15 protein-coding genes are annotated in these 25191 nt (G+C 63.5%); 4 read left to right on the forward strand and 11 right to left on the reverse strand.

Annotated elements, in window-relative coordinates; translation table 11 throughout:
* Positions 1 to 70 precede the first annotated feature (70 nt).
* Complete coding sequence (locus P3T43_RS02355; RefSeq protein ID WP_429279406.1) at positions 71 to 1591, reverse strand: DUF1254 domain-containing protein; 1521 nt, start codon at positions 1589 to 1591, stop codon at positions 71 to 73.
* Positions 1592 to 1852: 261 nt separating this feature from the next.
* Here P3T43_RS02355 and P3T43_RS02360 point away from each other — a divergent pair, with 261 nt between their 5' ends.
* Positions 1853 to 2755 carry a DMT family transporter gene (locus P3T43_RS02360; protein WP_429279407.1) on the forward strand — a complete coding sequence of 301 codons (903 nt, stop codon included), beginning with the start codon at positions 1853 to 1855 and terminating at the stop codon, positions 2753 to 2755.
* A gap of 3 nt (positions 2756 to 2758) precedes the next feature.
* Here the strand turns inward: P3T43_RS02360 and P3T43_RS02365 are convergent, their stop codons facing one another.
* Positions 2759 to 4054, reverse strand: coding sequence for an MFS transporter (locus tag P3T43_RS02365; protein WP_429279408.1), 1296 nt, complete (start codon positions 4052 to 4054; stop codon positions 2759 to 2761).
* A 111-nt stretch (positions 4055 to 4165) separates the two neighbouring features.
* Between P3T43_RS02365 and P3T43_RS02370 the strand changes: the two genes are divergently transcribed.
* Complete coding sequence (locus P3T43_RS02370; protein WP_429279409.1) at positions 4166 to 5059, forward strand: LysR substrate-binding domain-containing protein; 894 nt, start codon at positions 4166 to 4168, stop codon at positions 5057 to 5059.
* Between the two features lie 163 nt (positions 5060 to 5222).
* Here P3T43_RS02370 and P3T43_RS02375 read toward each other — a convergent pair whose 3' ends face one another.
* From P3T43_RS02375 to P3T43_RS02385, 3 genes are all read right to left on the reverse strand, one after another.
* Complete coding sequence (locus tag P3T43_RS02375) at positions 5223 to 6119, reverse strand: fructose bisphosphate aldolase (protein ID WP_429279410.1); 897 nt, start codon at positions 6117 to 6119, stop codon at positions 5223 to 5225.
* 131 nt (positions 6120 to 6250) lie between these two features.
* On the reverse strand, positions 6251 to 7561 hold the full coding sequence (locus tag P3T43_RS02380; RefSeq protein ID WP_429279411.1) for an MFS transporter: 1311 nt from the start codon (positions 7559 to 7561) through the stop codon (positions 6251 to 6253).
* A 218-nt stretch (positions 7562 to 7779) separates the two neighbouring features.
* Positions 7780 to 8874 (reverse strand): tartrate dehydrogenase, encoded by a 1095-nt coding sequence (locus P3T43_RS02385; protein ID WP_429279412.1) that lies wholly within the window; start codon positions 8872 to 8874, stop codon positions 7780 to 7782.
* Positions 8875 to 8983: 109 nt separating this feature from the next.
* Here P3T43_RS02385 and P3T43_RS02390 point away from each other — a divergent pair, with 109 nt between their 5' ends.
* Positions 8984 to 9910 carry a LysR substrate-binding domain-containing protein gene (locus P3T43_RS02390; RefSeq protein ID WP_429279413.1) on the forward strand — a complete coding sequence of 309 codons (927 nt, stop codon included), beginning with the start codon at positions 8984 to 8986 and terminating at the stop codon, positions 9908 to 9910.
* A gap of 1041 nt (positions 9911 to 10951) precedes the next feature.
* Positions 10952 to 12466, forward strand: coding sequence for a hypothetical protein (locus P3T43_RS02395; RefSeq protein ID WP_429279414.1), 1515 nt, complete (start codon positions 10952 to 10954; stop codon positions 12464 to 12466).
* Here the strand turns inward: P3T43_RS02395 and P3T43_RS02400 are convergent.
* The 6 genes from P3T43_RS02400 to P3T43_RS02425 form a co-directional block, all read right to left on the reverse strand.
* Positions 12460 to 14040 (reverse strand): efflux transporter outer membrane subunit, encoded by a 1581-nt coding sequence (locus P3T43_RS02400; RefSeq protein WP_429279415.1) that lies wholly within the window; start codon positions 14038 to 14040, stop codon positions 12460 to 12462. The two genes, P3T43_RS02395 and P3T43_RS02400, sit on opposite strands and share 7 nt — an antisense overlap.
* Complete coding sequence (locus P3T43_RS02405) at positions 14037 to 17381, reverse strand: efflux RND transporter permease subunit (RefSeq protein WP_429279416.1); 3345 nt, start codon at positions 17379 to 17381, stop codon at positions 14037 to 14039. Before P3T43_RS02405 ends, P3T43_RS02400 begins: the two co-directional genes overlap by 4 nt.
* Entirely contained in the window at positions 17378 to 20521 is a 3144-nt protein-coding gene (locus P3T43_RS02410; RefSeq protein WP_429279417.1) for an efflux RND transporter permease subunit, read from the reverse strand. Before P3T43_RS02410 ends, P3T43_RS02405 begins: the two co-directional genes overlap by 4 nt.
* Before the next feature lie 18 nt (positions 20522 to 20539).
* Positions 20540 to 21850 carry an efflux RND transporter periplasmic adaptor subunit gene (locus P3T43_RS02415; RefSeq protein WP_429279418.1) on the reverse strand — a complete coding sequence of 437 codons (1311 nt, stop codon included), beginning with the start codon at positions 21848 to 21850 and terminating at the stop codon, positions 20540 to 20542.
* A gap of 778 nt (positions 21851 to 22628) precedes the next feature.
* On the reverse strand, positions 22629 to 23627 hold the full coding sequence (gene cydB, locus P3T43_RS02420) for a cytochrome d ubiquinol oxidase subunit II (protein WP_429279419.1): 999 nt from the start codon (positions 23625 to 23627) through the stop codon (positions 22629 to 22631).
* A 97-nt stretch (positions 23628 to 23724) separates the two neighbouring features.
* Positions 23725 to 25116 (reverse strand): cytochrome ubiquinol oxidase subunit I, encoded by a 1392-nt coding sequence (locus P3T43_RS02425; RefSeq protein WP_429279420.1) that lies wholly within the window; start codon positions 25114 to 25116, stop codon positions 23725 to 23727.
* Between the last annotated feature and the right edge of the window lie 75 nt (positions 25117 to 25191).

The following is a 25191-nucleotide window of genomic DNA, read 5'->3' on the forward strand; positions in this document are numbered from 1 at the left end:
CTGAAGCTGAAACTGAAGGGCAATGAATCCCGCCGGCCGCGCACACTCTGCGGCCGGCGCTTTCACAACCTCAGGAATTCGCGGCCGCCGCGACGTCATCGAGCTTCCAGGTTTTATCGAACCACGGCGCGAGGGGGCCATACAGCCGGAAGATCATAAACCAGCTCTTGCCCGGAATCGTTTGAATCCAGTTGCTCTCGTGTCCCGAGGGGGACCGCGGACCAAAATAGATATCGTACGAACCGTCGCTATTCTTCTTCAGGCTCTTTTCGCTCGACACGCTTGGGAATTGCTGATCCGTCTGCAGCATCGAACGGGTTTGCGTGTCGTACAGGACAATCGACCAGAAGTTTTTTACCGGCACGTTTGGCGGAACATGCAGGACGTAGTTTTTCGCACCGTCGAATGGCTTGCCCTCGCTGTCCCGGTTCGACGAAGCGTACTGCGATCCGATACCGGGCATCGCGACCGCCATGGCCGGCGTGACGACGGTGGCGGCGTAAAAGTACAGGGTGCGCGCGTCGAAGTTGCGCGCGCCGTCGGCCAGCCACTCATAACTTCCGCCGATAAACGGTGTGATCCAGTGCCGGTCCGGGTAAATGAGCACCTCTTTTTCGCGGTTGGCAAAGTCGATGGTGCGCGCGGTGGCGTTGCCCACGGCCGCCGCGTCGATCAGGATCTTCTTCATCCGGTCGTCGGGTGCAAAGGGCTTGCCCTTTTCGATGCCGATGGCGCGGAAAATCCCCGTCATGTCCGGGCCGTATGCACCCGCCGGTTCTTCCTGGATGATCTCGTTCACTTCATCGTAGAACGTGACGTCGTTCGCGTGGATCGTGTTCATCTCCTTGTCGGACATGTTGACGAAATGGGTCGGCGGCGGGTTGTCCTTTTGCGCGTACGGATAGACACGCAGATGCGCCTTGATGCTTTCGGTCGCAGGACGGGCCGAGCCGTTTTGCAGGAAGCCGCGTCCTACCAGCCAGTTTCCGTAGGTCGGCGATTTGACGATGTGATAGCCCTCCGTGGGCAGCGGTCCGCTGTAATCGGGCGGCACCACCAGATACTTGCCGCCGCGGCCCTTGTCGGGACCCGCGATACCGTAGTCCGTCACGTAGCGGAACCAGAAATCGTCGATCACACCAAGCACAGCCGGAGGACCTTCCACCACCACCGGACCGTTTTTCAGATCGAGCCAGCCAAAGTAGTAAATCGACTCGGTATTCGCGGTCAGAAATAGTGACTTCGAATCCATCAGCGTTTCGAAGATGGCGATGGTGCCGTTATCCGGCCCGAGCTTGCGCAGTGCTGTACGCATCGCCACCAGCGAGGCCCCGGGGATGCCGCTCAGAAACGCCTCGACGCCTCGTTGAAAATCGAGGTTGTCGTAGACCATTTGCGCGGTTTGCGGCGTCGGTACCCCGTCGATAAATTCTAGCTTGCCGAGGCGGGTTTCAGCCGTCGATGGCGTCAGAATTTGCGGAGGAAGGGGCGTGGTCATCCGCAAGTTGTCCTGAGCGCATGCGGCGGCCGTCCACACGAATGTCAGAGCCGCTACCGTAAGACGGGTTGCAGTGGTGCGAGAGTGTTTCATGGGTTATCCGTTATCAGTGTGTGACGTGATGCGATCCACACTGATAACGGGATTCAGGTCTTTTTGCAAGAAAGTCGGATTGCTAACCACCTATGGTTTGTCGACTCGCTACGCCATTTGAAATGCCGATTGTCATTGTTCAGTTAATCACAATTTTTCCCGCTTTACTGAAGCGATACGGTGACGGTGCAACGCGGACGCGGTGATATCCGAACCCGTGCGATGATGCGGGTTCTCTTCATATTTTCGTACCGTACAGCCATGTCATCGACCAGCGCTACGCGCGCTAATGCGCTTCCTCTCAACAGCATCGGCAGCATACTCGCGGCCATGTTCTGCTTTGCTGTGGTGGATGCCCTGGCGAAGACGGTCGCGTTGCAATATCCCGCCAATGAAGTGACCTTTTTCCGCATGCTGTTCGGCCTCGCGCCGGCCATCGCCATGTGCTGCCGGGGACGTGTCTCCTTGTTCGAGCGCCTCGCCAACCTCGATATCAAACGACAGACCCTGCGCGCGCTGACACTGCTCGGCGCCTCAGGGCTGTTCTTTGCCGGCTTGCCTTATGTCCCGTTGGGCGAAGCGGTCGCTCTTGCGTATTCGGAGACGCTGATCGTCATTCTGCTTGCGCCGCTGATCCTCAAGGAACGGTGGACGGCAAACGGTGTGGTGGCGGCGCTGGTCGGATTCTGCGGCGTGCTGCTGGTGGTGCGCCCAGGCGGCGCTCAGTCGAACTGGCTGGGGCCGGTGTTGCTTCTGCTGAGCGCATTCTTCGGCGCGTTATCGATCGTGCAGATCAAGCGCATCCGGTCCACCGACGACTCGTCGACGACGGTCCTGTTTTTTACGCTGGTGGGAACGGGTGTGACGGGCCTGACGCTCGTCTTCAGCTGGCGCACGCCATCCGCCAGTGCGCTCGTGACCATGGCATTTCTCGGCGCTTTCGGCACTGTCGGGCAGATTCTGATGACGGCCGCTTTTCGCCGGGCGGATGCTGGAAAACTTGCTCCGTACAACTACACGAGTATCGTGTGGGCGTCGTTGTTCGGGTATGTCGTATGGGGCGAGACGATCCAGGCCATGTCCCTGATGGGCATTGCGCTGATCGTTGGCAGCGCGATTGCGGTCGCGGTGGGCCGCAACGACAAGGAAGGCCCGCTCGCCTAACCTTCACGCAGAAGGCAGGTCCGCCAGACGCCTCCGGCGCACGGCCGAGGCATGCGGCACGCCCGGCACCAGAAACGTCGATCCGACAAGCACGACGGCGGCTACCGTAGCCAGCCAGTAGACCGGCGCAAACGAACCGGAGGCGGCTTTGCAAAGCCCGCCCAGCACATTGCCCACCGCGCCGCCCACACCGAACGCCGCTTCGCAGATGCCGCACACCATGGCGGCGAGCCTGGACGCACTGGTCTTGGCCACGTACGCATGCAGCAAGCCGAAGATCGGGAAAAACGAGCCACCGAACGCGATTGCCGCGACTGCGAGTGCATAGCTGCCCGGATGCGACGCGGCGACCAGCGACGCGCCGAGAAACAGCACGCCGGCGCAGACGAGCGCGGTGCGCAGGCCGTCACGTGGTGGTGCGCCCGCGCGACCACAGGCGTGATCACGATGGGTGCGCCTGTCGCCGAGCATGCCGAGCGCCAGACCGCTCACCGCGCCGACCAGACCCACGAGTGCCCACGCATGGGCGGCGACCTCGAAACCCAGATGCAGGTCGTCGTGCGCATAAGCGGAGAAATACGTGATGAACGGGACACCGGCCAATCCGCACAGCAGCGCGATGGCATACACCAGCAGGTAACGTCGCGCGACCATCTGGCGAACCCTGGCGCCGCCGCGTGGCAGTGCGGCCTCGCGCCATGGGTCAACCGGTCGACGCAGGCAGCCGAGGCGGGCAAAGACGATCGCAATCAACGCGACAAGGAGCATCGTCAGCGCCGCGCTGACGAGCCAGACCGAACGCCAGCCCCACCAACCCAGCAACGCAGGCACCATCAAGCCGTTCAGCAGGACGCCGTAGTTGGTACCGCTGGAGATGACGCCAATCGCTTTCGCCTGATGCCGCGGGTCGATCAACGGTGTGATCAGCACCATCATCGGCACCCACGTCGCCGCCGCACAGGCGTTGAGCGCGATCAGCACGCCACCCATCAGACAGGTGCGGCTGGCGAAGGCGAGACACGCGAGACCGGCTGCCGAGAGCAAGGTGGCAAGCAGCACGATTCTGGCCGGCCCAAACCGGGCGGTGGCGAAGCCTGACAGCAGTGCCATGGCGACATTGGCGAGTTGTCGCGCAGCCGTGATGAAACCGGCCTGCGCGTAGTCGAAACCGATCGTGTGCTGCATCTGCGGCAGGAGGACCGGGAACAGGTAGACCCCGAACCCATACGTCGCGGCAATCACGGCGCTCAACAGCAACGTCAAGGTGAAGGGATTCGAAACGCGGGGCAGGGTATCCATCGTGATGACCGGAAGCGAGAGGGTAATTTCATTTTCGGCCACACGGCTTGATGACGGAAATGATTTAATTTACTACCATTCATTAAGCCGCCTAATCATTGATCCCGCGCCATGAACCTCGACCCTGCCTTGCTGAACGCGTTTGTCGCCGTCACGGAAGCCGGTGGTTTCACAAAGGCAGCACGACGCCTGAACCTGACGCAACCGGCGATCAGCCATCAGATCCGGCGGCTCGAAGAAGAGGTGGGGCGGCCGCTGCTCTATCGCACGACGCGAAGTCTGACCTTGACCGAAGACGGCGAGGAATTCCTGCGCTATGCGCTGCAGATTCTCGATGCCATGCAGGCAGTGACGCGCCGCTTTCGTTCGTCGCCGGTCGTGGGCAGCGTGCGCTTCGGTGCGCCGGATATTTTCATGGGTGAGCGGCTCCCCGCGCTGCTGACGCAGTTTTCGCGCGCCTACCCGAACGTGCGGCTCGACGTGAGCGTGGGCATGAGTCTCGACTCGCAGGCGATGGTCGAAGCGCAGGAACTGGATCTGGCCGTCGTGCTGTGCGCGCGCCCCGAAACGCAGCGTGACGCGGAGGGCGTCGTGCTGCGGCGCAGCCGTTTCGTGTGGGCCGCGGCCGATTCGTTCGAGTTGCGCGAAGGCGGGTCGTTGCCGCTGGCGTTTTTCCCGGCGCCGTGCGTCAACCGGCGGGTGGCCGTGGAGGCACTCGAGGGTTTGCCGGTCGACTGGCACGTCGCGTTTACCTCGTCGAGCCAGTCGGGCATTCGCGCGGCGGTCATGGCCGGGCTCGCCATCACGCCGTTGACCTATGACGATCTGGAGCCCGGCATCGTGGTGATCGACGGGCGCTATGGCCTGCCGCCGCTACCGGAGGCGGAATTCAGACTGCTGTGGGGCAAGGGCGACAAGACGCTCGCCGTGCGGGAATTCGGACGTCTCGTGCTGGATACGCCAGCTGAGGTCCCGTTCCGGACCCGCAAGGCCAAGGCCGCCTGAGCGTAAGGAAGGGCGCACACGGAGTGCCAGGGGCGCGCACGGAGTGCCAAGAGGGGCGTTCGCGAGGCGCGCTCGCGATGCGCTCAGATTCGCAACAGACGGACGCGACGCACACACCTTCATGTGCGCACGCCCGCCTGTCGCAAGCCTTATTTCAACGATTTCAGACCTTGTCGACCGAAGCCTTGTAGATCTCGGCGATGGCCGCCGCCAGGCTCGCGTCGAACTCGCTGTCGCTCATGGAAACCTTGAGGTCGTTGATCAAAGCCCGGGAGAAGCTGGCAATCATGCCGTGATTGGCCGCCAAGCGTTCGCAGGCATCGGTGCGCGTATAGCCGCCTGACAGCGCGACCACCCGTACCACACGCGGATGGTCGATCAACGGACGATAGAAGTCGGGCACATCCGGGATGGTCAGTTTGAGCATCACCTGGCTCGTTGCCGGCAGGGCGTCGAGTCCCTTGAGCAGTTCGGCGCGCAGCGTGGCCTCGGCGCCTGCCTTGTCCGGACTTTTGATCGACACCTCGGGCTCGAGGATCGGCACCAGACCGTGTGCTTCGATTTGCGCGCCCAGCGCGAATTGTTGCTTCGCGATCGCCGCAATACCGTTTTGCGAATTCAGCTTGATGACCGAGCGCATCTTGGTGCCGAAGATTCCCAGCCTGGCGGCCCGCGCGAGCAGGTCGTTCAGCCCCGGGATCGGCTTCATCAGTTGCACGCCGTCAGCCTCGGTTTCCAACCCCTTGTCGACCTTCAGGAACGGCACCACGCCGCGGTCTTCCCACAGAAAGCTGGGCACCGGTTTGCCCTGCGCCTGCCCGTCCATGGTCGCCTCGAACAGGATGGCGCCGATCACCTTGTCGCCGGTAAAGGCGGGCGCCGTGATGATGCGCACCCGCATCTCGTGGATCAGCTGGAACATCTCGGCGTCGCCGTTGTAGGCGCTCTCCGGGATGCCGTAGAGCTTCAGGGCACCCGGTGTCGAGCCGCCGCTCTGGTCGAGCGCGGCAAAAAATCCCGGTTTTTCACGCACTTGCGCCAGCATCTTGTCATTTGCCATGGACATCTCCTTCGTTCGAAAACCGATTACCTGACTCAAGCCTAACGGGTCTGGAGCCATTGCGTTCAATAGATGAAGTGTACTGCGATGAGCGCCGCTGTCCGGTTCGATCAAAAGACGCGCCCAAACGTTCAATGACTATGCCGCTCGTGCGCCGCCGGGCGTGGCGGCTTCGCCTGCCGGCTCAGCATCAGGGTGACGATAGCGGAGACGGCGAGCGTCGCGGCGACCACGTACAGGCCGGCCGAATAACTGCCGGTCACGTTCTTCAGCCAGCCGATCACAAACGGTCCGACGAAGCCGCCGAGGTTGCCCACCGAATTGATCATGGCAATGCCCGCTGCCGCGCCCGCGCCGGAAAGGAAGCCGCTGGGCATGGCCCACAACGGCGCTTTCGCGGCGCTGATGCCGATGTTGACCACCACCAGCGCGAGAATCACCATCAACGCCGTGCTGGCCTGACCGACCAGCACGAAGCCGAGGCATGCGAGGACACACGGAATGACCACGTGCCACGTCCGTTCTCCGGTGCGGTCGGAATGTCTGGCCCACAGGATCATCGCGAGCACGGCCAGGACGCTGGGGATACCGGCGATGAGGCCGGTTTCGAACGAGCCGAAACCGTATTGACGGATGATGAGCGGAGCCCACAGTCCGAGCGTGTACAGACCCGCCGAAGTGCCGAAATAAATCAGCGCGAGTGCGAGGACGCGGGGATCGAGCAAGGCACGCAGCGCGCCTGCGGTATGGCCGGCGTGCGACTCGCGGGCGTCGGCTTCCGTCTTCAGTTTCGCGATCAGCCATGCGCGTTCCTCGGGCTGCATCCAGTGCGCTTTCGCGGGCGAATCCGTCATGTACTTCAGCACCACGAAGCCCAGAATGATGGCGGGGATCGCTTCGAGGAGATACAGCATTTGCCAGTCTGCGAGTCCGGCGAGCGGTGGGAGTTTCATGATCGCGCCCGAGATGGGTGAGCCGATCGCCGTGGAGATGGGCGCCGCCGCCATGAACCACGCAGCCGCCACGGCGCGCTGACGCACCGGGAACCACAGGCTCAGGTAGAGAATGATGCCGGGGAAGAAACCGGCTTCCGCGACACCGAGCACAAAGCGCAGCGCATAGAAGCTGTGCGGCCCGACCACGAAGGCGGAAGCCGCCGAGACGATGCCCCATGTCACCATGACCCGTGCGATCCACAGACGGGCGCCGACCCGGTGCAGGATCAGATTGGATGGCACCTCGAACAGGAAATAGCCGATGAAAAACAGGCCGCCGCCGAGTCCAAACGCGGTCGGAGACAAACCGATGGCCTTGTTCATCGTCATCGCGGCGAAGCCCACGTTGACGCGATCCAGAAAACTGACGAAATACAGCAGCATGACAAACGGAATGATCCGCAGCATGAGCTTGCGGGAAACCCGGGCTTCGAGATCGGAAATCATTGTCTCCTCCTTGGAGGCGTGAGCAGTGCTCGATGGCAAGCGGCATGCGCCGGTCTGCTGCTTCGTATGTGGCTGCGCAGGGACGAGCCGGACCGGCCGCGCGAGGCGGCGGTTCGGTCGTCCTGGTCTGGATGTAGCGGGACGCTTCGGGAGCGTCCGTCGTGGGATGCGATGGACGCTCGGGTAGGCGTTTGACTGCGCGCGACGATCCCGCGCGCTTACGCGGCGTTCGCGCGGGGCACGGCCGATGTCTCGATGAAGCCGCACACGGCGGCCGTGACCTGCGCGGTGGTGGCCGTGCCGCCCAGGTCGCGCGTGTGCAGCGACGGATCGGCGGTGACAGCTTCGACGGCCCGCATGACACGTTGCGCGGCAGCTGTTTCGCCGAGATGCTCGAGCAGCATGACGACCGACCAGAAGGTGCCGACCGGATTGGCGAGGCCCTGGCCCATGATGTCGAACGCCGAGCCGTGAATCGGCTCGAACATGGACGGGAAGCGGCGTTCAGGATCGATGTTGCCCGTCGGCGCGATACCCAGGCTGCCGGCGAGGGCGGCAGCCAGATCGCTCACAATGTCCGCGTGCAGGTTGGTGGCGACGATCGTATCGAGCGTCGCGGGACGATTCACCATGCGTGCGGTCGCCGCGTCGACCAGTTCCTTGTCCCACGTGACATCCGGGAATTCCTGGGAGATTTCGAGGGCGATCTCGTCCCACATCACCATTGCATGGCGTTGCGCGTTGCTCTTGGTGATGACCGTCAGCAACTTGCGCGGCCGGGATTGCGCGAGGCGGAACGCGAAGCGCATGATCCGCTCGACGCCGGCGCGCGTCAGGATCGACACGTCGGTGGCGGCTTCGAGTGGATGGCCCTGATGGACTCGGCCGCCGACGCCTGAGTATTCGCCTTCGGAGTTTTCGCGGACGATCACCCAGTTCAGATCTTCCGGCTTGCAGCGCTTCAACGGCCCATCGATGCCCGGCAGGATGCGGGTCGGCCGGACGTTCGCATACTGGTCGAAGCCCTGGCAGATCTTGAGGCGCAGACCCCACAGCGTGATGTGATCGGGAATGTCCGGGTCGCCGGCCGAGCCGAACAGGATCGCGTCCTTGTCACGCAGGGCGTCGAGGCCGTCCGCGGGCATCATGATGCCGTGTTTGCGGTAGTAGTCGCCGCCCCAGTCGAAGTCTTCAAACTCGAACGCGAATGCTTTGGTGGTCTTCGCGAGGGCTTGCAAAACTTCCGCGCCGGCCGGTACGACTTCCTTGCCGATGCCGTCGCCGGGAATGGTTGCGATGCGATAGGTTTTCATGTCTCCGTCCTTCAGGTTGGGTTCGTGTGAATGAACTTTACCGCTCTCAGGACGCAAAAACCGGTGCTAGACTCAAAGCATCTTTAACTTAAATTCACAAGTGAATCTCATGGCCGAAGCCGTCCAGCCGTCCGATCTGAGTTTCTTTTCGACGCTCGCGGCCTCCGGCAGCCTGAGCGCCGCCGCGCGCGAACTGGGACTGACGGCGGCGGCCGTCAGCAAGCGCCTCACGCAGATGGAGCGCCGCGCCGGCGTGGCGCTCGTCAACCGCACAACGCGGCGTATGACGCTCACGCCCGAGGGCGAGTTGTATCTGGAACACGCGCGCCGGATTCTCGACGAGATCGATGAGTTGGCCGGCCTGCTCGGCAGCGCGCAGCAAAGCCCCAAAGGCTTGCTGCGGGTCAACGCGACGCTGGGATTCGGCCGTAGCCATGTCGCGCCGGTGGTCTCACGCTTTGTCGCGAAGTATCCGCAGGTGTCGGTGCAGCTTCAGTTGTCGGTGACGCCTCCACCGTTGACCGACGACGCGTTCGACGTCTGCATCAGGTTCGGCGAGCCGCCGGATACGCGGGTGGTCGCGCGTCGACTGGCCGCGAATCGCCGGGTGCTGTGTGCGGCGCCTGCGTATATCGCGTCGCGCGGATTGCCGGCCGCGGCGCACGATCTGACGCGGCACAACTGCATCGGCATTCGGCAGGGCGACGAGGCGTATGGAGTGTGGCGATTGACGTCGGGGCGGGGCGCAGCACGCAAGACAGAGGCCGTGCGGATCAACGGCAGCCTGACGACGAACGACGGCGAGATTGCGGTGAAGTGGGCACTCGAAGGCCACGGCATCCTGATGCGCGCCGAATGGGATATCAAGCCGTACCTTGCCGACGGATCGCTCGTGCGGGTGCTGCCGGATCATGAAACGCCTAACGCCGATGTGTTCGCGGTTTATTCGCAGCGTCATCAGATGTCTAACCGGATTCGCGCCTTCGTTGACTTCATTGCGGTTGAGCTTGGCGGGGAAGTGCGCGCGGTGAGGTAAGTAGCAGGGGCGTGCGCGCGCAGACGCTCGGCCCGCCTGGAGTTCAGCAGGCCATTTAAAATAGTTCGGTGTACTAGATAAAATTCTCTGGTCAGACGTAAGTCGTCGGTCGCTTCTGCTGTCGGTATCTTTGACTTCCTTCATACCTCTGCTGATCAGATTCGCTCCCATATTTTGAACGAGATGTGATCTCCTCTCACAGCAATAGCCGCATTGATCCGATGACCGACGATCGGAATGTGGCCTATTTGTAGACATCATCCACTCGTCTGGCTACTCCATATCATATTTTTAATACGACAGATTATTTGGGAATCCAGATTAAAGTCTCACGAATACCGATCCTCACGAAGGTAGGTAAATTTAACGGAATCTAACATTTTTCACCTTGTTTTAAGGGGAAAAATGAGTCGCATCCATTTCGTGGGTGTGGTGCCGAACAGTTTGTGTCCCCCTGCTCGACTACTTTGATTTGGCGTCTGTGTCAGGAGGGATGCATCCCAGTCGTGTCAAGCCTTCGATGTGCGCATGCTGCGCGCGGATCGTATCTCTCCCTATCCAGACCTGTTCAATGAGTGGCTTTCGAGGCGGGGTTCGAAGCAAATCGATTCTGCCCCACATGGTCGCGAAGATCCGGTTTCTTCAGATGATCGGACTTAGAACGGCTTTTCAAAAAAATGGCATGAATGGGTAATTAGGAGTGCGTCATGAAGAGATATAAAAACGGACTCGGTGCGATCGGGACCAGGAGGATGGCGATTGCAGCGGCCGCCACGCTATACGCGGCAATGGTTTGCGCGCAGCCGGATCCGAACACCGCGCAAACGGCGCCAGGCGGAAGCACCGCTTCTTCGGCGCCCGTGCTGCTGGCGGAGAATCAGAATCCCACACAAGACTGTCCGGAGGGGGCAACGCTCGGTTGTCGGAAGGACGAAGGCGGCCCACAACCGGTGATCGGTAACGGCCAGGCTGCAAATAACAGCGGCGGGACAGTTGGGCCGTTGGGGTCACTGGGTGCAGTAACCGGGCCGGGCTCCACGAATGGCCCCGGTGCGGGCGGCCTGGGCGCCGGTAGTGCGGGCGGCAGCGGCTCTGGCAGTGGTGGGAACGGTAATGGCGGTACGGGTACTCATGGGCCTAGCAGTGGTGGTGGTTCTGGTGGTGGTGGTTCTGGTGGTGGTGGATCTGGTGGTGGTGGTTCTGGTGGTGGTGGATCTGGCGGTGGTGGTTCTGGTGGTGGTGGTGGTGGGTCTGGTGGTGGTGGATCTGGCGGTGGTGGATCTGGCGGTGGTGGATCTGGCGGTGGTGGTTCTGGCGGTGGTGGATCTGGCGGTGGTGGGTCTGGCGGTGGTGGGTCTGGTGGTGGTGGTTCTGGCGGCGGTGGGTCTGGTGGTGGCGGATCTGGTGGTGGCGGATCTGGCGGTGGTGGTTCTGGCGGTGGTGGTTCTGGCGGTGGTGGTTCTGGCGGTGGTGGTTCTGGCGGTGGCGGTTCCGGCGGTGGTGGATCTGGCGGCGGCGGGTCTGGCGGCGGCGGTTCTGGTGGTGGTGGATCTGGCGGTGGCGGGTCTAGCGGTGGTGGGTCTGGCGGTGGTGGATCTGGCGGTGGTGGATCTGGCGGTGGCGGATCCGGTGGTGGAGGTTCTGGCGGCGGCCACGGCGGCGGTCATGGTGGTGGTTCAGGCGGCGGTGGTTATGGCGGTGGTGGTTCTGGTGGTGGTGGTTCTGGTGGTGGCGGTTCCGGTGGTGGTGGATCTGGTGGTGGCGGTTCTGGCGGTGGTGGTTCTGGCGGTGGTGGTTCTGGCGGTGGTGGTTCTGGCGGTGGTGGATCCGGTAGTGGAGGTTCAGGTGGCGGCCACGGCGGCGGTCATGGTGGTGGTGGCTCCGGTGGTGGTGGCTCCGGTGGTGGTGGATCTGGTGGTGGTGGTGGTGGTTCTGGTGGTTCTGGTGGTTCTGGTGGTTCTGGTGGTTCTGGTGGTTCTGGTGGTTCTGGTGGTGGTGGTTCCGGTGGTGGTGGATCCGGTGGTGGTGGATCCGGTGGTGGTGGATCCGGCGGTGGCGGTTCAGGTGGCGGTGGTTATGGCGGTGGTGGATCTGGAGGTGGTGGATCTGGCGGCGGCCACGGCAGCGGCGGTTCCGGAGGCAGCGGCGGTTCCGGAAGTAGCGGTCATGGCAGCGGCCACGGAAGCGGTGGATATGGCGGTGGTGGTTCGGGCAGCGGTGGTTCCGGCAGCGGAGGCTCCAGTGGCTCTGGCGGAGGCGGCCATGGCGGCGGCTATGGCGGCTGCGGCAGCGGTGGTGGTAGCGGCAGCGGACACGGTGGCCACTGACGTTGGCAAGCCAGCTCGAAAAACGGGCTGGCAAACCGGAAGCATCTTCGCGTTGCAATTTCGCGAAGATGCTTCGTTCGTCACGTCTTGGCTATCTGACACTGACGCGACGAAGAGTCGGCCACCCGATCTCGCCGTAAAGGCCTGCGGTCGGTCGGGCGGGCGCGCCAGCGTCATCCGTTCATGGATGATGCCCGCAGCGCCGCGAACCGGCCGCAAAGATCATTGAACCGTGGGCTGGGCAGCCTGGCTGCTTGCCGCACTGGCACTGTGCGCCTCGGGCGCTGCCGCCCCAGACGCCCCAGACGCCACTGGCGCTTTGTCCGGATTGCGCGGATCGTGCAACTCGCTGTCGGACCAGCCGCCGCCGAGATCGCCGATCAGCGTTGCAGTGTCCACAAGCCGCGTTTCCTGCACATTCAATGCCGTTTGCTGACTGCTCAACTGGGTCGCCTGCGCGGTTGCCACGGTGGTGTAGTCGACGGTGCCGGCCTGGTATTCGTTGAAGGCGATCTCCGTGCCGTGGGTGGCGTCGCGCACGGCGGCATCCAGCGTATTGCTTTGCTCGGCCAGGATACGCAAGCCGGACAGATCGTTTTCGACATTCTCGAACGCAGTCAGCACCGTGCCGCGGTAGTTCGCCACCGACGCGTCGTAGGCGGCCCGCGCGGCGGCCACTTTGCCGCTCCGCTCGCCGCCGTCGAAGATCGTTTCCGTGGCGCTGCCCCCCAGCGACCACACGTAATTGGCGACATGCAGCAAGCCGCCCAGCGGCGACTGCGTAAAACCGTCCAGCGCCGAGAGCGACACGTCCGGGTAATACGCGGCCACCGCGATGCCGATCGTCGCGTTCTCCGCCGCCATCTGACGTTCGGCGGTGGCGATATCGGGCCGGCGCTGCAGCAGGGTCGACGGCACGCCGACCGGAATCGAAGGCAAGCTGGGCAACGCGGGATTGAACGGAATGTCCAGGTCTTCCGGGTTCTTGCCGACCAGCACGGCAATGGCATGCGCGTACTGGGCGCGCGCCACCCCGAGTGCGATCAGACTGGACTGGGCGTTTTCGAGCTGGGTCCGCGCGGTGACCACGTCGGACGGCGCGATGGTGCCGTACTTGTCCTGATTCGACACCACCTCGAGAAAGTGCTGATACGCTTTGACGGTGTCCTGCAGCAGCGCGATATTGGCGTCGCTGGTACGCAGCTGGATCACCGTGGTCGCGAGCGTCACCTGTTCGGAGAGCGTCGCATTGGCGAGCGTCGCTTCGCTCGCCTGCGCGGTGGCGGAATTCTCCTCGACCGTGCGGCGCACCGCACCCCACAGGTCCAGGTCCCAGCTGACATTCCCTTCCAGCGATCCCGAGTTGTTGATCGGCTGGATGGTGGTGCCGAAATTGCGGCTTGCGGCCTGGCTCGACGAACTGGTGGCGCTGCGCGCGCGGGTGGCCGACCCGGTCACGCCAATCGTCGGAAACAGCGCGGCGCGCGCCACCTTCACCTCGGCGAGCGCTTCCTGATAGTTGGCATAGTCCTGCCGCACGGTCTGGTTGGAGACGGCCACCTGCGGTTCGAGTTCGTTGAGCAGCGGATCGTTGAAGGCGGTCCACCACGCGCCCTTGGGACCGTCGGCGGCCGGCTCGGCCTGGCTCCAGCCCGGCAACTCGCGGTAGGTTGCGGGAACACTGACCTGCGGCCGTTGATAGTTCGGGCCGACCATACAGCCGCCGAGCAGCAGGGTGATAGCAGCGGCTAACGATTTTGCCAAGCGTTTGGCCAGCGGTTTGCAGTCAATCTTCATCTTCATGCCTTCGTATCCGTTTGCCCCGCTTGCCGCGGCGGTCCCATCTGCTCTGCCTGCTTGTTCCACGGCAATGCCGAGGACCACCTGACCAGCTTCGAGCGCAAGCGGTCCAGATACAGGTAAATCACCGGCGTCGTATAAAGCGTGAACACCTGGCTCAGGATCAGGCCGCCCATCACCGTGATACCGAGCGGCTGGCGCAGCGACGCGCCCTGGCCGATGCCGATCGCGAGCGGCACCGCGCCGAGTACCGCGGCAAAGGTGGTCATCATGATCGGCCGCAGACGCACGACCGCGGCGCCATGAATCGCTTCCTTGGCGGACTTGCCTTCGTTGCGCTGCAACTGGATCGCCACATCCACCATCATGATGCCGTTTTTCTTCACGATCCCAATCAGCAAGATGATGCCGATCAGTGCGATCACCGAGAACGGCGTGCCGAAAATCAGCAGCGCGAGGGTGGCGCCGATGCCGGCCGAGGGCAGCGTCGAGAGGATCGTGAGCGGGTGAATCGAGCTCTCGTACAGCACCCCGAGCACGATATACACCACGCCTAGTGCGGCGAGGATCAGCAACGGAATGGTGCCCGTCGATTGCGCATAGGCCTGCGCCGCGCCCGCGAACGAACCGTGGATGCTGGCCGGCATGCCGATCTCGCGGGCCGCGTCGTCGATCGCCTTTTGCGCCGTGCTGAGCGAGCCATCGGGCGGCAGGTTGAACGAGATCGTCGCGGCCACGAGCCCGCTCTGATGGTTCACCTGGGTCGACGTATGGTTGTTGACGTAGTTCGTCATGGCCGGCAGCGGCACCATCGTTTCGGCCGCAGTACTGTCCGCGCTGCCGCTCGAACTGCCGCCCTTGCTGTTCGCGATGCTGTTGGTGGTCGCGTTGGCCTGGGCGTTCGAGTTCAACGCGTTGGTGGTCGAAGTAGCCGCCTTGGTGCTGATCGCGCTCGGCGCCGTCACGCCGGTCACCGTGGCGCCCGGCATTTGCGTCTGCGCGGTGCCGGGCGCATTGCCCGCCGCCGTGCTCAGATAAATCTGGCTGAGCGTCTGCGGATATTGCCAGTACTCCGGCGCCACCTCCATCACCACGAAATACTGATTGAGCGCGTTGTAGATGGTCGAGACGGTGCGCTGGCCGAATGCGTCGTACAGCACGTTGTCGATCTGGTTCGGCGCAAAGCCGTAGCGCGCCGCCGTGGAGCGGTTGAAATTGATGTAGGTCTGCAGACCGTTTTGCTGCAGGTCCGAGTTCACGTCGAGCACCTCGCCGCGCATCTTGCCGAGCGCGGTCACGAGCTTGGGTGTCCACGAAAACAACGCGGCGGAGTCTTCGCTCGTCAACGTGTACTGGTACTCGGCAGCCGACTGCCGTCCGCCGATGCGCAGATCCTGCTGGGCCTGCATGAAGAGCCGCGCGCCCGAGACCGCGTTCAGCTTGGGTCGCAGGCGGTTGACCACTTCGGTGGCGGTCGCGTGGCGCTGCGCCAGCGGCTTGAGTTCGACGAACACGTTCGCGGTGTTCAGCGCGCGGCCGCCGGTAAAGCCGGCAACCGACTCCACCGCCGGATCCTTCTGCACGATCTCCTGCAACTGGGCGAGCTTCTTTTCCATCGCCGGGAACGAGATGCTCTGATCGGCGATGATCTGCCCGATCAGAATGCCGGTGTCCTGTTCCGGGAAGAAGGTACCCGGCAGCAGCTTGAGCAGGAACACGTTGGCCACCATCAGCCCGATCAGCAGCAGGATGACCAGCAGCGCGTGGTCCAGCACCGCCGTGAGCGAACGCGAGTAGGCATTCTTGAAGCGGTCGAATTGCGCTTCGATCCAGTTGGCCCAGCGCGCCCGCGAATGGCCGGCGTGTTCGCGGCTCAGGACGTAGGCGCACATGGCGGGCGTCACCGTCAGCGAGATCACCAGCGAGATCAGGATGGCAATGGACAGCGTCACCGCGAACTCGTGGAACAGCAGGCCGACGATGCCCGGCATCAGCAGGATCGGCAGGAACACCGCAATCAGCGAGAGGCTCATCGAGATCACGGTGAAGCCCACTTCGCCGCTGCCCTTGAACGCCGCCTCTTTCGGACTCAGGCCCAGTTCGAGGTGGCGTGTGATGTTTTCCAGCACCACCACCGCATCGTCCACCACGAAGCCGGTGCCGATGGTGAGCGCCATCAGCGAGAGGTTGTCGATGCTGTAGCCGAGCAGATACATCGGCCCGAAGGTGCCGACGATCGACAGCGGCAGCGCCACCGCCGGCACCAGCGTGGCGCGCGGCGACTGCAGGAAGATGAACACCACGCCGACCACCAGCAGCACGGCAATAAACAGCGTGCGCTCGGTATCGGCCACCGAGGCGCGCACCGATTCCGAGCGGTCGATGGCGACGTTGACATGCACGCTGTGCGGCAAGGTCGCTTCGATCGCCGGCAGGACGTTGCGGATCTGCGCGACCGTGCTCACGACATTGCTGCCAGGCATCGGATAGACGATCACCAGCACCGCCGACTTGCCGTTGTAGAGCCCGGCGTTGCGGATATTTTCGTTGGAGTCCCTCACCTGGGCGACGTCGCGCAGCAGCACCGGCGAGCCGTTGCGGTAGGCGACCACCAGGTCGCGGTAAGGCGCCGCCTTGGTGATCTGGTCATTGGACAACACCACGTAGCGCTGCTCGCCCTGGTCGAGGTGACCTTTGGCGCTGTCGGCGTTCGCCGCGGAAATCGCCGCGCGTACGTCTTCGAGGCCGATCCCGTAGCTATTCAGCTTGCCCGGCTGCAACTCGACGCGCACCGAAGGCAAGGCGCCGCCGCCCAGCGTGATCTGACCCACGCCGTTGACCTGCGAGAGCTGCTGCTGGATCACCGAATCGGCCGAGTCGTAGAGCTGCGCCTTGGTGAGCGTGTTCGAGGTCAGCGCCAGCACCATGATCGGCGAATCCGCCGGGTTGTACTGGCGATAGGTCGGATTGCTGCGCAAGGTGGTCGGCAGGTCGGCGCGGGCCGCCTGGATGGCGGCTTCGACATCGCGCGCGGCGCCGTTGATGTCGCGCTTGAGCCCGAATTCGACCACGATCATCGACGAGCCGACATAGCTGGTCGAGGTCATCTCTTCGACATCGGCGATCGAGCCGAGCCGCCGTTCGAGTGGTTCGGCCACGGTCGAAGCCATGATGTCCGGGCTGGCGCCGGCGAGGTTGGCCTGTACCACGATCACCGGAAAGGCGATGTTCGGCAGCGGCGCGACCGGCAGCCGGAAATAGGCCAGCGTACCCGCGATCAGGATCGCGACGGCCAGCAGGGTGGTCGCGACCGGACGCCGGATGAATAACGCCGAGATGTTCAAGGCGTGTCCTCCGCCGTACCTGCGGGCGCACCTTCAGAGGGACCCTGCGGCTTGTTGCGGTTGCGCCAGCGTCTCGTGCGCTCGGCCATGCGGTCGAAGAACAGATAGATGACCGGCGTGGTGAAGAGCGTGAGAATCTGGCTCAAGGCCAGCCCGCCGATGATCGCCAGACCCAGCGGGCGGCGCAGTTCGGAACCCGTGCCGGTGCCGAGCAGCATCGGCAGCGCGCCCAGCATGGCGGCGAGCGTCGTCATCAGGATCGGCCGGAAACGCAGCAGCGACGCCTCGAAGATCGCCTCGCGCGCCGGCTTGCCGTGGTTGCGTTCGGCATCGAGCGCGAAGTCCACCATCATGATGGCGTTTTTCTTGACGATGCCGATCAGCAGCACGATGCCGATAATGCCGATCACGTCGAGGTCGCTGCCGGCGATTATCAGCGCGAGCAGGGCGCCGATACCCGCGGACGGCAGCGTAGAGAGAATCGTCACCGGATGGATGAAGCTCTCGTACAGCACGCCCAACACGATATACACGGCCACCAGTGCGGCGATCAGCAGGTACACCTCGCTCGACAGCGAATCCTGGAAGGCCTGCGCCGCGCCCTGCAGCGACGAGGTGATCGACGGCGGCAGATTGACCGCCTGTTCGGCCTCGTGGATCTGCTTGACCGCCGTGCTCAGCGACGCATCCTTCGCGAGGTTGAACGAGATGGTGACGGACGGGAACTGCGCCAGATGGCTGATGACGAGCGGCGACTTGACGATCTGGATCTTCGCGATCGCCGACAACGGCACCTGGCCGCTGCTGCCGGTCTGGCTCGGCAGATACAGGTTGCCGAGCGAATTCACGTTCGGCAGCGTTTCCGGTTTGGCGACGAGAATCACGCGATACTGGTCCGACTGCTGGAAGATGGTCGAGACGATCCGTTGACCCAGGGCGTCGTAGAGCGCGTTGTCGACGGTCGCCGGGGTGATGCCGAAACGCGCGGCCAGTTGCCGGTTGACTTCGACGTTCACGCTCAGGCCGTCGGAATTCATATCGCTTTGCACGTCGGCGAGCGACGGAATCTTCTGCAGGCGCGCGATCAGTTCCGGCACGTAGGTCTGGAAGGCCTGCTGGCTCGGGCCACGCAGCACGAAGCTGTACTGGTTCGGCGACACCGTGGTGTCGAGCGTCAGGTCCTGCTCCGGCTGCATGAAGAGCTTGATGCCGGGCACATTGGCGACTTCCGTCTGCAGGCGCCGCGCGATCTCCTGGGCGGTGTCCGAACGCTTGTCGTGCTCGCGAAGATTGATCAGGAAGCGGCCGTTGTTGAGCGTCGAGTTGGTGCCGTCGATCCCCACATACGAGGTGAGCGAGACCACGTCGGGATCTTTCAGGATCTGGTCGGCAAGCGCCCGCTGGCGCGTCACCATCGCCTTGTACGACACCGAGTTGTCGGCCACGCTGATGCCTTCGATCACGCCGACGTCCTGCACCGGGAACAGGCCCTTCGGAATCACGATGTAGAGGAAGCCGGTCAGCACGAGCGTCAGGACGAACACCACGAGCGTGAGCAACTGGTGATCGAGCACCCAGCGCAGGCCCTTGTCGTAGGCATGGAGCGTCTTGTCGAAGAGGCCCTCGCTGATCCGCTCGAAGCGGCTTGGATGGCGTTCCGCCTGGGCGCGCAACAGCCGCGCGCACAGCATCGGCACCACCGTCAGCGAGACCACCGCGGACAGCACGATGGTCACCGCGAGCGTCACCGCGAATTCGCTGAAGAGACGCCCGATCACGCCGCCCATGAAGAGCAGCGGAATCAGCACGGCGATCAGCGAGATGGTCAGCGAGAGAATCGTGAAGCCGATCTGTCCGGCACCTTCCAGCGCGGCCTCGAGCGGCGTTTTGCCCTCCTCGAGATAGCGCACGATGTTCTCGATCATCACGATCGAGTCGTCCACCACGAAGCCGGTGGCGATGATCAGGGCCATCAGCGAAAGGTTGTCGATCGAGTAGTTCAACTGGTACATCACCGCCAGCGTGCCGATCAGCGAGACCGGCACCGACACGCTCGGGATGATCGTGGCCGGCACGTTGCGCAGGAATACGAAGATCACCGCCACCACGAGGATGATGGCGAGCACCAGTTCGAGCGCGGCGTCCGACACCGACGAGCGGATCACGCCCGTGCTGTCCGAGACCACCGTGACCTTCATGCCCGCCGGCAGCGTCGATTCGAGCTGCGGCAACTGCTTCATGATCTGGTTCACGGTGGCGATCACGTTCGCCCCCGGCTGGCGCTGCACGTTCAGCACGATGGCCGGCGTGCCGTTGTACCAGGCGCCGCGTTCGACGTCCTGGGCCGCCGAGGAGACCCGAGCCACGTCGCGCATGAACACCGGCGCGCCGTTCTGGTAGGCGATCACGGTATCCAGGTAGTCCTTCGGATCGGAGATCTGGTCGTTGCCGTTGATCGTGTAGTCGAGATCCGGACCGTCGAAGTTGCCCTTCGGCTGACTGACGTTGACGTAGCTGAGCAGGGTGCGCAGATCGTCGATATTCAGACCGTAGGCGGCCAGCTTTTGCGGATCGGCTTCGACGCGGATTGCCGGCACGTTGCCGCCGCTGGTCGTCACCACGCCCACGCCGGACACTTCCGAAATCTTGGTGCCGAGACGGTTGTTGGCGGCGTCCTCGAGCTGCGTGAGCGACATCGAGTTCGAGGTGACCGCGAGCGTCAGGATCGGCTGGTCGGCCGGATTGACCTTCGCATAGGTCGGCGGTGCGGGCAGGCCGCTCGGCAGGTAGCTGTTGGACGCGTTGATGGCTTGCTGGACGTTCTGCTCGGCGACGTCGAGGTTCAGCGACAGGTCGAACTGCAGCGTGATGACCGAGGCGCCATCCGAGCTGTACGAGGTCATTTGCTGCAAGCCGGGGATTTCACCCAGTTGCACCTCGAGCGGCGCGGTCACGGTGGTGGCCATCACGTCCGGGCTCGCGCCCGGATAGAAGGTCTGCACCTGGATGGTCGGATAGTCGACGTTCGGTAGCGAGGAGACCGGCAGCACGCGTACCGCGACAAGGCCCACCAGCACCATGGCGATCATCAGCAGCAGCGTGGCTACGGGTCTAAGAATAAACAGGCGGGAGATATTCATCGGCGCGTGGGTCTTCGTCTACGAAGCAGCGTCGGCGGCGGCCGCACTGGCCCCCGAGGCGTCGCTCGAGGCCCGCTTGTGATGGGCTTTGGCGCCGCTCGCGGCGGCCGCATCCGAAGCGTCCGTTCCGGTCGTCGCGCCCGAAGCGCCCGCAGCGCCCGAGGCTGCCGAAGCACCCGACGCAGGCCGCGCCGCGGACGCCTTGATCGGTGCGCCGTCGCTCAGGCGGTCGGTGCCGTCCGTGACGACGATGTTGCCCGCCGAGAGTCCTGACGTGATAACGGTGTTCTTGCCGTCGCTCGGGCCCAGTGTGACCTTGTGCACGGAGACCGTGTTATTGGCGTTCACGAGGTAGACATAGTCGCCGGGCGCCCCGGTCTGCACCGCCGGCGTGGGCACCAGCACGGCATTTTGCAGCGTGTCGACCAGCAGCTTGATATTGACGAACTCGTTCGGGAACAGCGCCTCGTCGTCATTGGCAAAGGTGGCCCGCAAGGTCACCGTGCCGGTGGCCGTGGCCATCTGGTTGCTCACCGCGTACAGCATGCCGGTGGCGATCTGCTTCGAGTTGTCGCTGCTGTAGGCGGTGACCGGCAGGTTCGCGCCGGTGCCCATGCGTTGCAGCACGCTGGCGAGCGCATCCTGCGGCACGGTGAACTGCACCGTGGTCGGCTTCATCGTGGTGATGACCACGATGCCCGGCGACGACGATGCCGTCACGTAGTTGCCCGGGTCGACGAGGCGCAGGCCGACGCGCCCGGAAACCGGCGCGGTGATGTGGCAATAGGCCAGATCGAGATCGAATTGCGCGATGTTCGCGAGGTCCACCTTGATGGCGGCTTCGTCCTGCTGGACGAGGAACTGCTGGTCGGTGAAGGTCTGCTCGGCAATCGACTTGTGTTCGTTCAGTTGCGTATAGCGTGCGAGGTCGGCGCGCGCCTGGGCGAGCGAGGCCTGGTCCTTCGCGAGCGTGGCCTGGGCCTGCTGCTTGTCGATCTCATACTGACGGGGATCGATCTGGGCGAGGAACTGGCCTTTCTGCACGTCCTGGCCTTCGTGATAACCGACCGCGGTCAGATAACCGCTCAGTTGCGGCAGCACCGTCACCGTCGCAACCGGCGTCACCGTGCCGAGTTCGCTGAGGGTTTGCGGCATGGAGCCAAGCGTTGCGGTGGCCGTCGTCACGACTTGCGGCGCGGCGGCGCGAACGGGCTTCTTCTGGCGCAGCACGTGCACAACCACGACTGCAACCAGCACCAGCACAATGACCGCGAACAGGATCAACCCGCGGCGTGAGCGCTTCGGCTGCGTGGACACGGCTTCGCTCATATCTTTCTCCGAAAGCTTTTATTGCTATTGACGATTATTGTTTGACCCGGCACCACCCGGCCGGACCGGCAAAAACTACTGACACTGCTCGCGCGACCGGTTCATCTGTCCGGTTCGGCCAAGCAGGCCGCGGCGGAAAAGCCGGATTTGCCGCAACTGCGCAAAGTGCCACGTTTACTGCGTGTTGTCACCCTCGAGCCGCTCATATCGCCGCGACTTCGCAAGGGTGGCTAGCCATGCGTGCGAGTGTAATGTGCCAGGGCGGCCTCACCGACTATCGTGACTGCGGAAAGGATTGCGAGGAGTTACTGAGAGGGCGCTGTGTAACTCGCGGTAACGGTTCCGCACGTTTCGAAAGCTTCGATGCCGCGCAGCGTGCTAAACGAAATATAACGAAAGCAATGGGTAAGGATTGCTGCAGGCTGCATCAGGCATGTGCACCGCGTATGCGAGGATGACAGCGGTATGGCCGTAAGGTGGCGGTAGCGTCAGAAGACCTCCGCGACGTTGCCGGCATCGGCGCAACTGACGAGCCGCAGCGCGCGGTCGCAACCTCAGCGCATGGCCGCCTGCATCAGCAGGCGAAATGGCAGCGCAAGCAGCATCGCGCCGGCCACGCCAACACACCACAGCGCGATGAACCAGAGCACACGCTTGAGCCGGCCCCGGGCGGGCTGCTTCGTCGCCTGAAGTGACGCTGGGGCGGCTGGGGAGGATGGGGAGGATGGGGAGGATGGGGAGGATGGTGGGTGGCGCATGGCAGCCTCGCTCGGCGAGCTTAGTGGTACTTCGCACCCGGGGCCGATTTGCCGCGGAACACGTGGTATCCAAGCGTCGTGTAGACAAGGATGACCGGCAGGATGATGACCGCGCCCACCAGCGTGAAAAGCTGGCTCGAACGTGGCGCGGCCGCGTCTTCGAGGGTGAGCACATTGGGTATGGCATACGGCCAGATACTGACGAGCAGGCCAAGATAGCCGAGCAGAATCAGCAGCAATGCCAGCAGAAAGGGCGTGTTGTCGTGATGCCGCCGCAACGCGCGGAACATGAACAGCGCGGTAATCACGACCAGAAAGGGCACCGGCAGCAAGCGGTGCAGCAGACCGGAGTCGAACCAGCGCTGCGCGATTTTCGCGTCGGTGAGCGGCGTCCAGATCGACACGACGACCATGAACGCGAGCAGCACGAGCGTGAGCGGACGCACCACTTCGTGCAGCCGGTGCTGCAGGTCGCCCTCGGTTTTCATGATGAGCCAGCAGGCGCCCAATAGCGCGTAGGTGGCCATCAGGCCGAAGCCGGTCAGCAGGCTGAACGGCGAGAGCCAGAAGAACGACGGTCCGGCGAACACGCCGTCGGTCACGGGAATCCCCTGCAGATAAGCCCCGAGAATGACGCCCTGAAAGAACGACGCACCGCCCGATCCGGCGATGAACGCGAGATTCCAGAGGTTCTTCGTGCGGGTCGCTTTCTCGCGAATCTCGAACGAGACGCCGCGAAAGATCAGACACACGAGCATGGTGACGATCGGCAGATAGAGCGCCGAGAGCACGATCGAATAGACCGTGGGAAAGGCCGCGAACAGCGCGGCGCCGCCGAGCACCAGCCAGGTTTCGTTGCCGTCCCAGACCGGTGCGATCGTGCTGATCATCAGGTCGCGTTCGGCGTCGTCGGGGAAAAACGGAAAGATCAGACCGATGCCGAGATCGAAGCCATCCAGGGCGACATACATGAAGAGCCCGAGAGCAATGATCGCGGCCCAGATAGTCGTCACGTCCATGCTGTGCTCCCGTTCAGATGAATGGAGAGTGCTGTTGTCTACCGCGAGTGGTCACCGCTTTTTTCCGCCGTTGCCGTTGGCTGCCACGGTGAGCGGGTCATTCGACCGCCGCCAGCGGTCGGCGGCCACTGCTGTTCGCATCGGCGCCCGGCACCGGGCGCGGCGCTGCTTCGTCGAATGGCGGTCCGAGTCGCAGCAGTCTGAAGATGTAATAGATGCCGGTGCAAAACACCAGGAAGTAGACGATCACGAAGATCATCAGCGACACGCTCACGTCCTGCTGCGTCACGGGCGACACTGCTTGCGCCGTCCGCAGCACGCCATAGACGACCCACGGTTGCCGGCCCATTTCGGTCGTGATCCAGCCGGCGATCAGCGTGATGAAGCCGGCTGGACCCATCGCCAGCATGCAGGTCTGAAACACCCGGCTCTCGTAGATGCGCCCGCCGCGCCGCAGGATCAGGCCGATCACGGCCAGCAGGATCATCAGCATGCCGAGACCCGCCATGGTCCGGAAGGTCCAGAAAATGACGGATGAATTCGGCCGGTCGTTCGCGGGAAACTCCTTGAGGCCGCGAATTTCGCCGTCCCACGAGTGCGTCAGAATCAGGCTGCCCAGGTGCGGAATCTGGATCGCGTAGCGGGTCACTTCGGCCTGCATGTCCGGAAAGCCGATCAGGTTGAGCGCCGTGCCGCCGTGTTCCGTTTCCCACAGGCCTTCGATGGCGGCGATTTTTGCGGGTTGGTACTTGCGTGTGTTCAGACCGTGCTGGTCGCCTACCTCAGCCTGGATCGGCGCGAGGACCAGCAACAGCCATAGCGCCATCGAAAACATGGTCTTGACCGCAGGATCGCGCCGGCCGCGCAGCAAATGCCAGGCGCCGGTTGCCGCCACGAGCAGCGCGCCGACGATGAAGGCGGCAATCGCCATGTGCGCGAGGCGATACGGAAACGAGGGGTTGAAGATAATCTTGAGCCAGTCGAGCGGGACCACGTGCCCGTTCTCGACCGTGAAGCCCTGGGGCGTCTGCATCCAGCTATTCGAGGCGAGAATCCAGAAGGTCGAGATCAGCGTGCCGGTAGCCACCAGCAGCGTGGCGCCGAAGTGCGCGGCCCGCCCCACACGGTCCCAGCCGAACAGCATGATGCCGAGGAAGCCGGCTTCGAGGAAGAAGGCGGTCATCACCTCGTAGGTGAGCAGCGGCCCCGTGATGGGTCCCGCGAATCGGGCAAAGCCTGCCCAGTTGGTGCCGAACTGATACGCCATGACGACGCCCGACACCACCCCCATGCCGAAGCCGATCGCGAACACCTTCGACCAGAACAGGCACAGTTCCTTGTAGTGCAGCTTGCCGGTTTTCAGCCACGCGCCTTCGAGTACAGCGATGAAGCTGGCAAGGCCGATGCTCATCGCGGGAAAAATGATGTGAAACGACACCGTGAATGCAAACTGCAACCGCGAAAGATCCAGCGCACTGAGGTTGATCATTGCGGGCTCCCGGAGACGAGGGCGGGCTGGGTTGGCGAAGCGATGCCGCACGCACCTTGGCAACATACACGCTTT

The sequence above is a fragment of the Paraburkholderia sp. GAS41 genome (assembly GCF_050436545.1).
Taxonomy (GTDB): domain Bacteria; phylum Pseudomonadota; class Gammaproteobacteria; order Burkholderiales; family Burkholderiaceae; genus Paraburkholderia.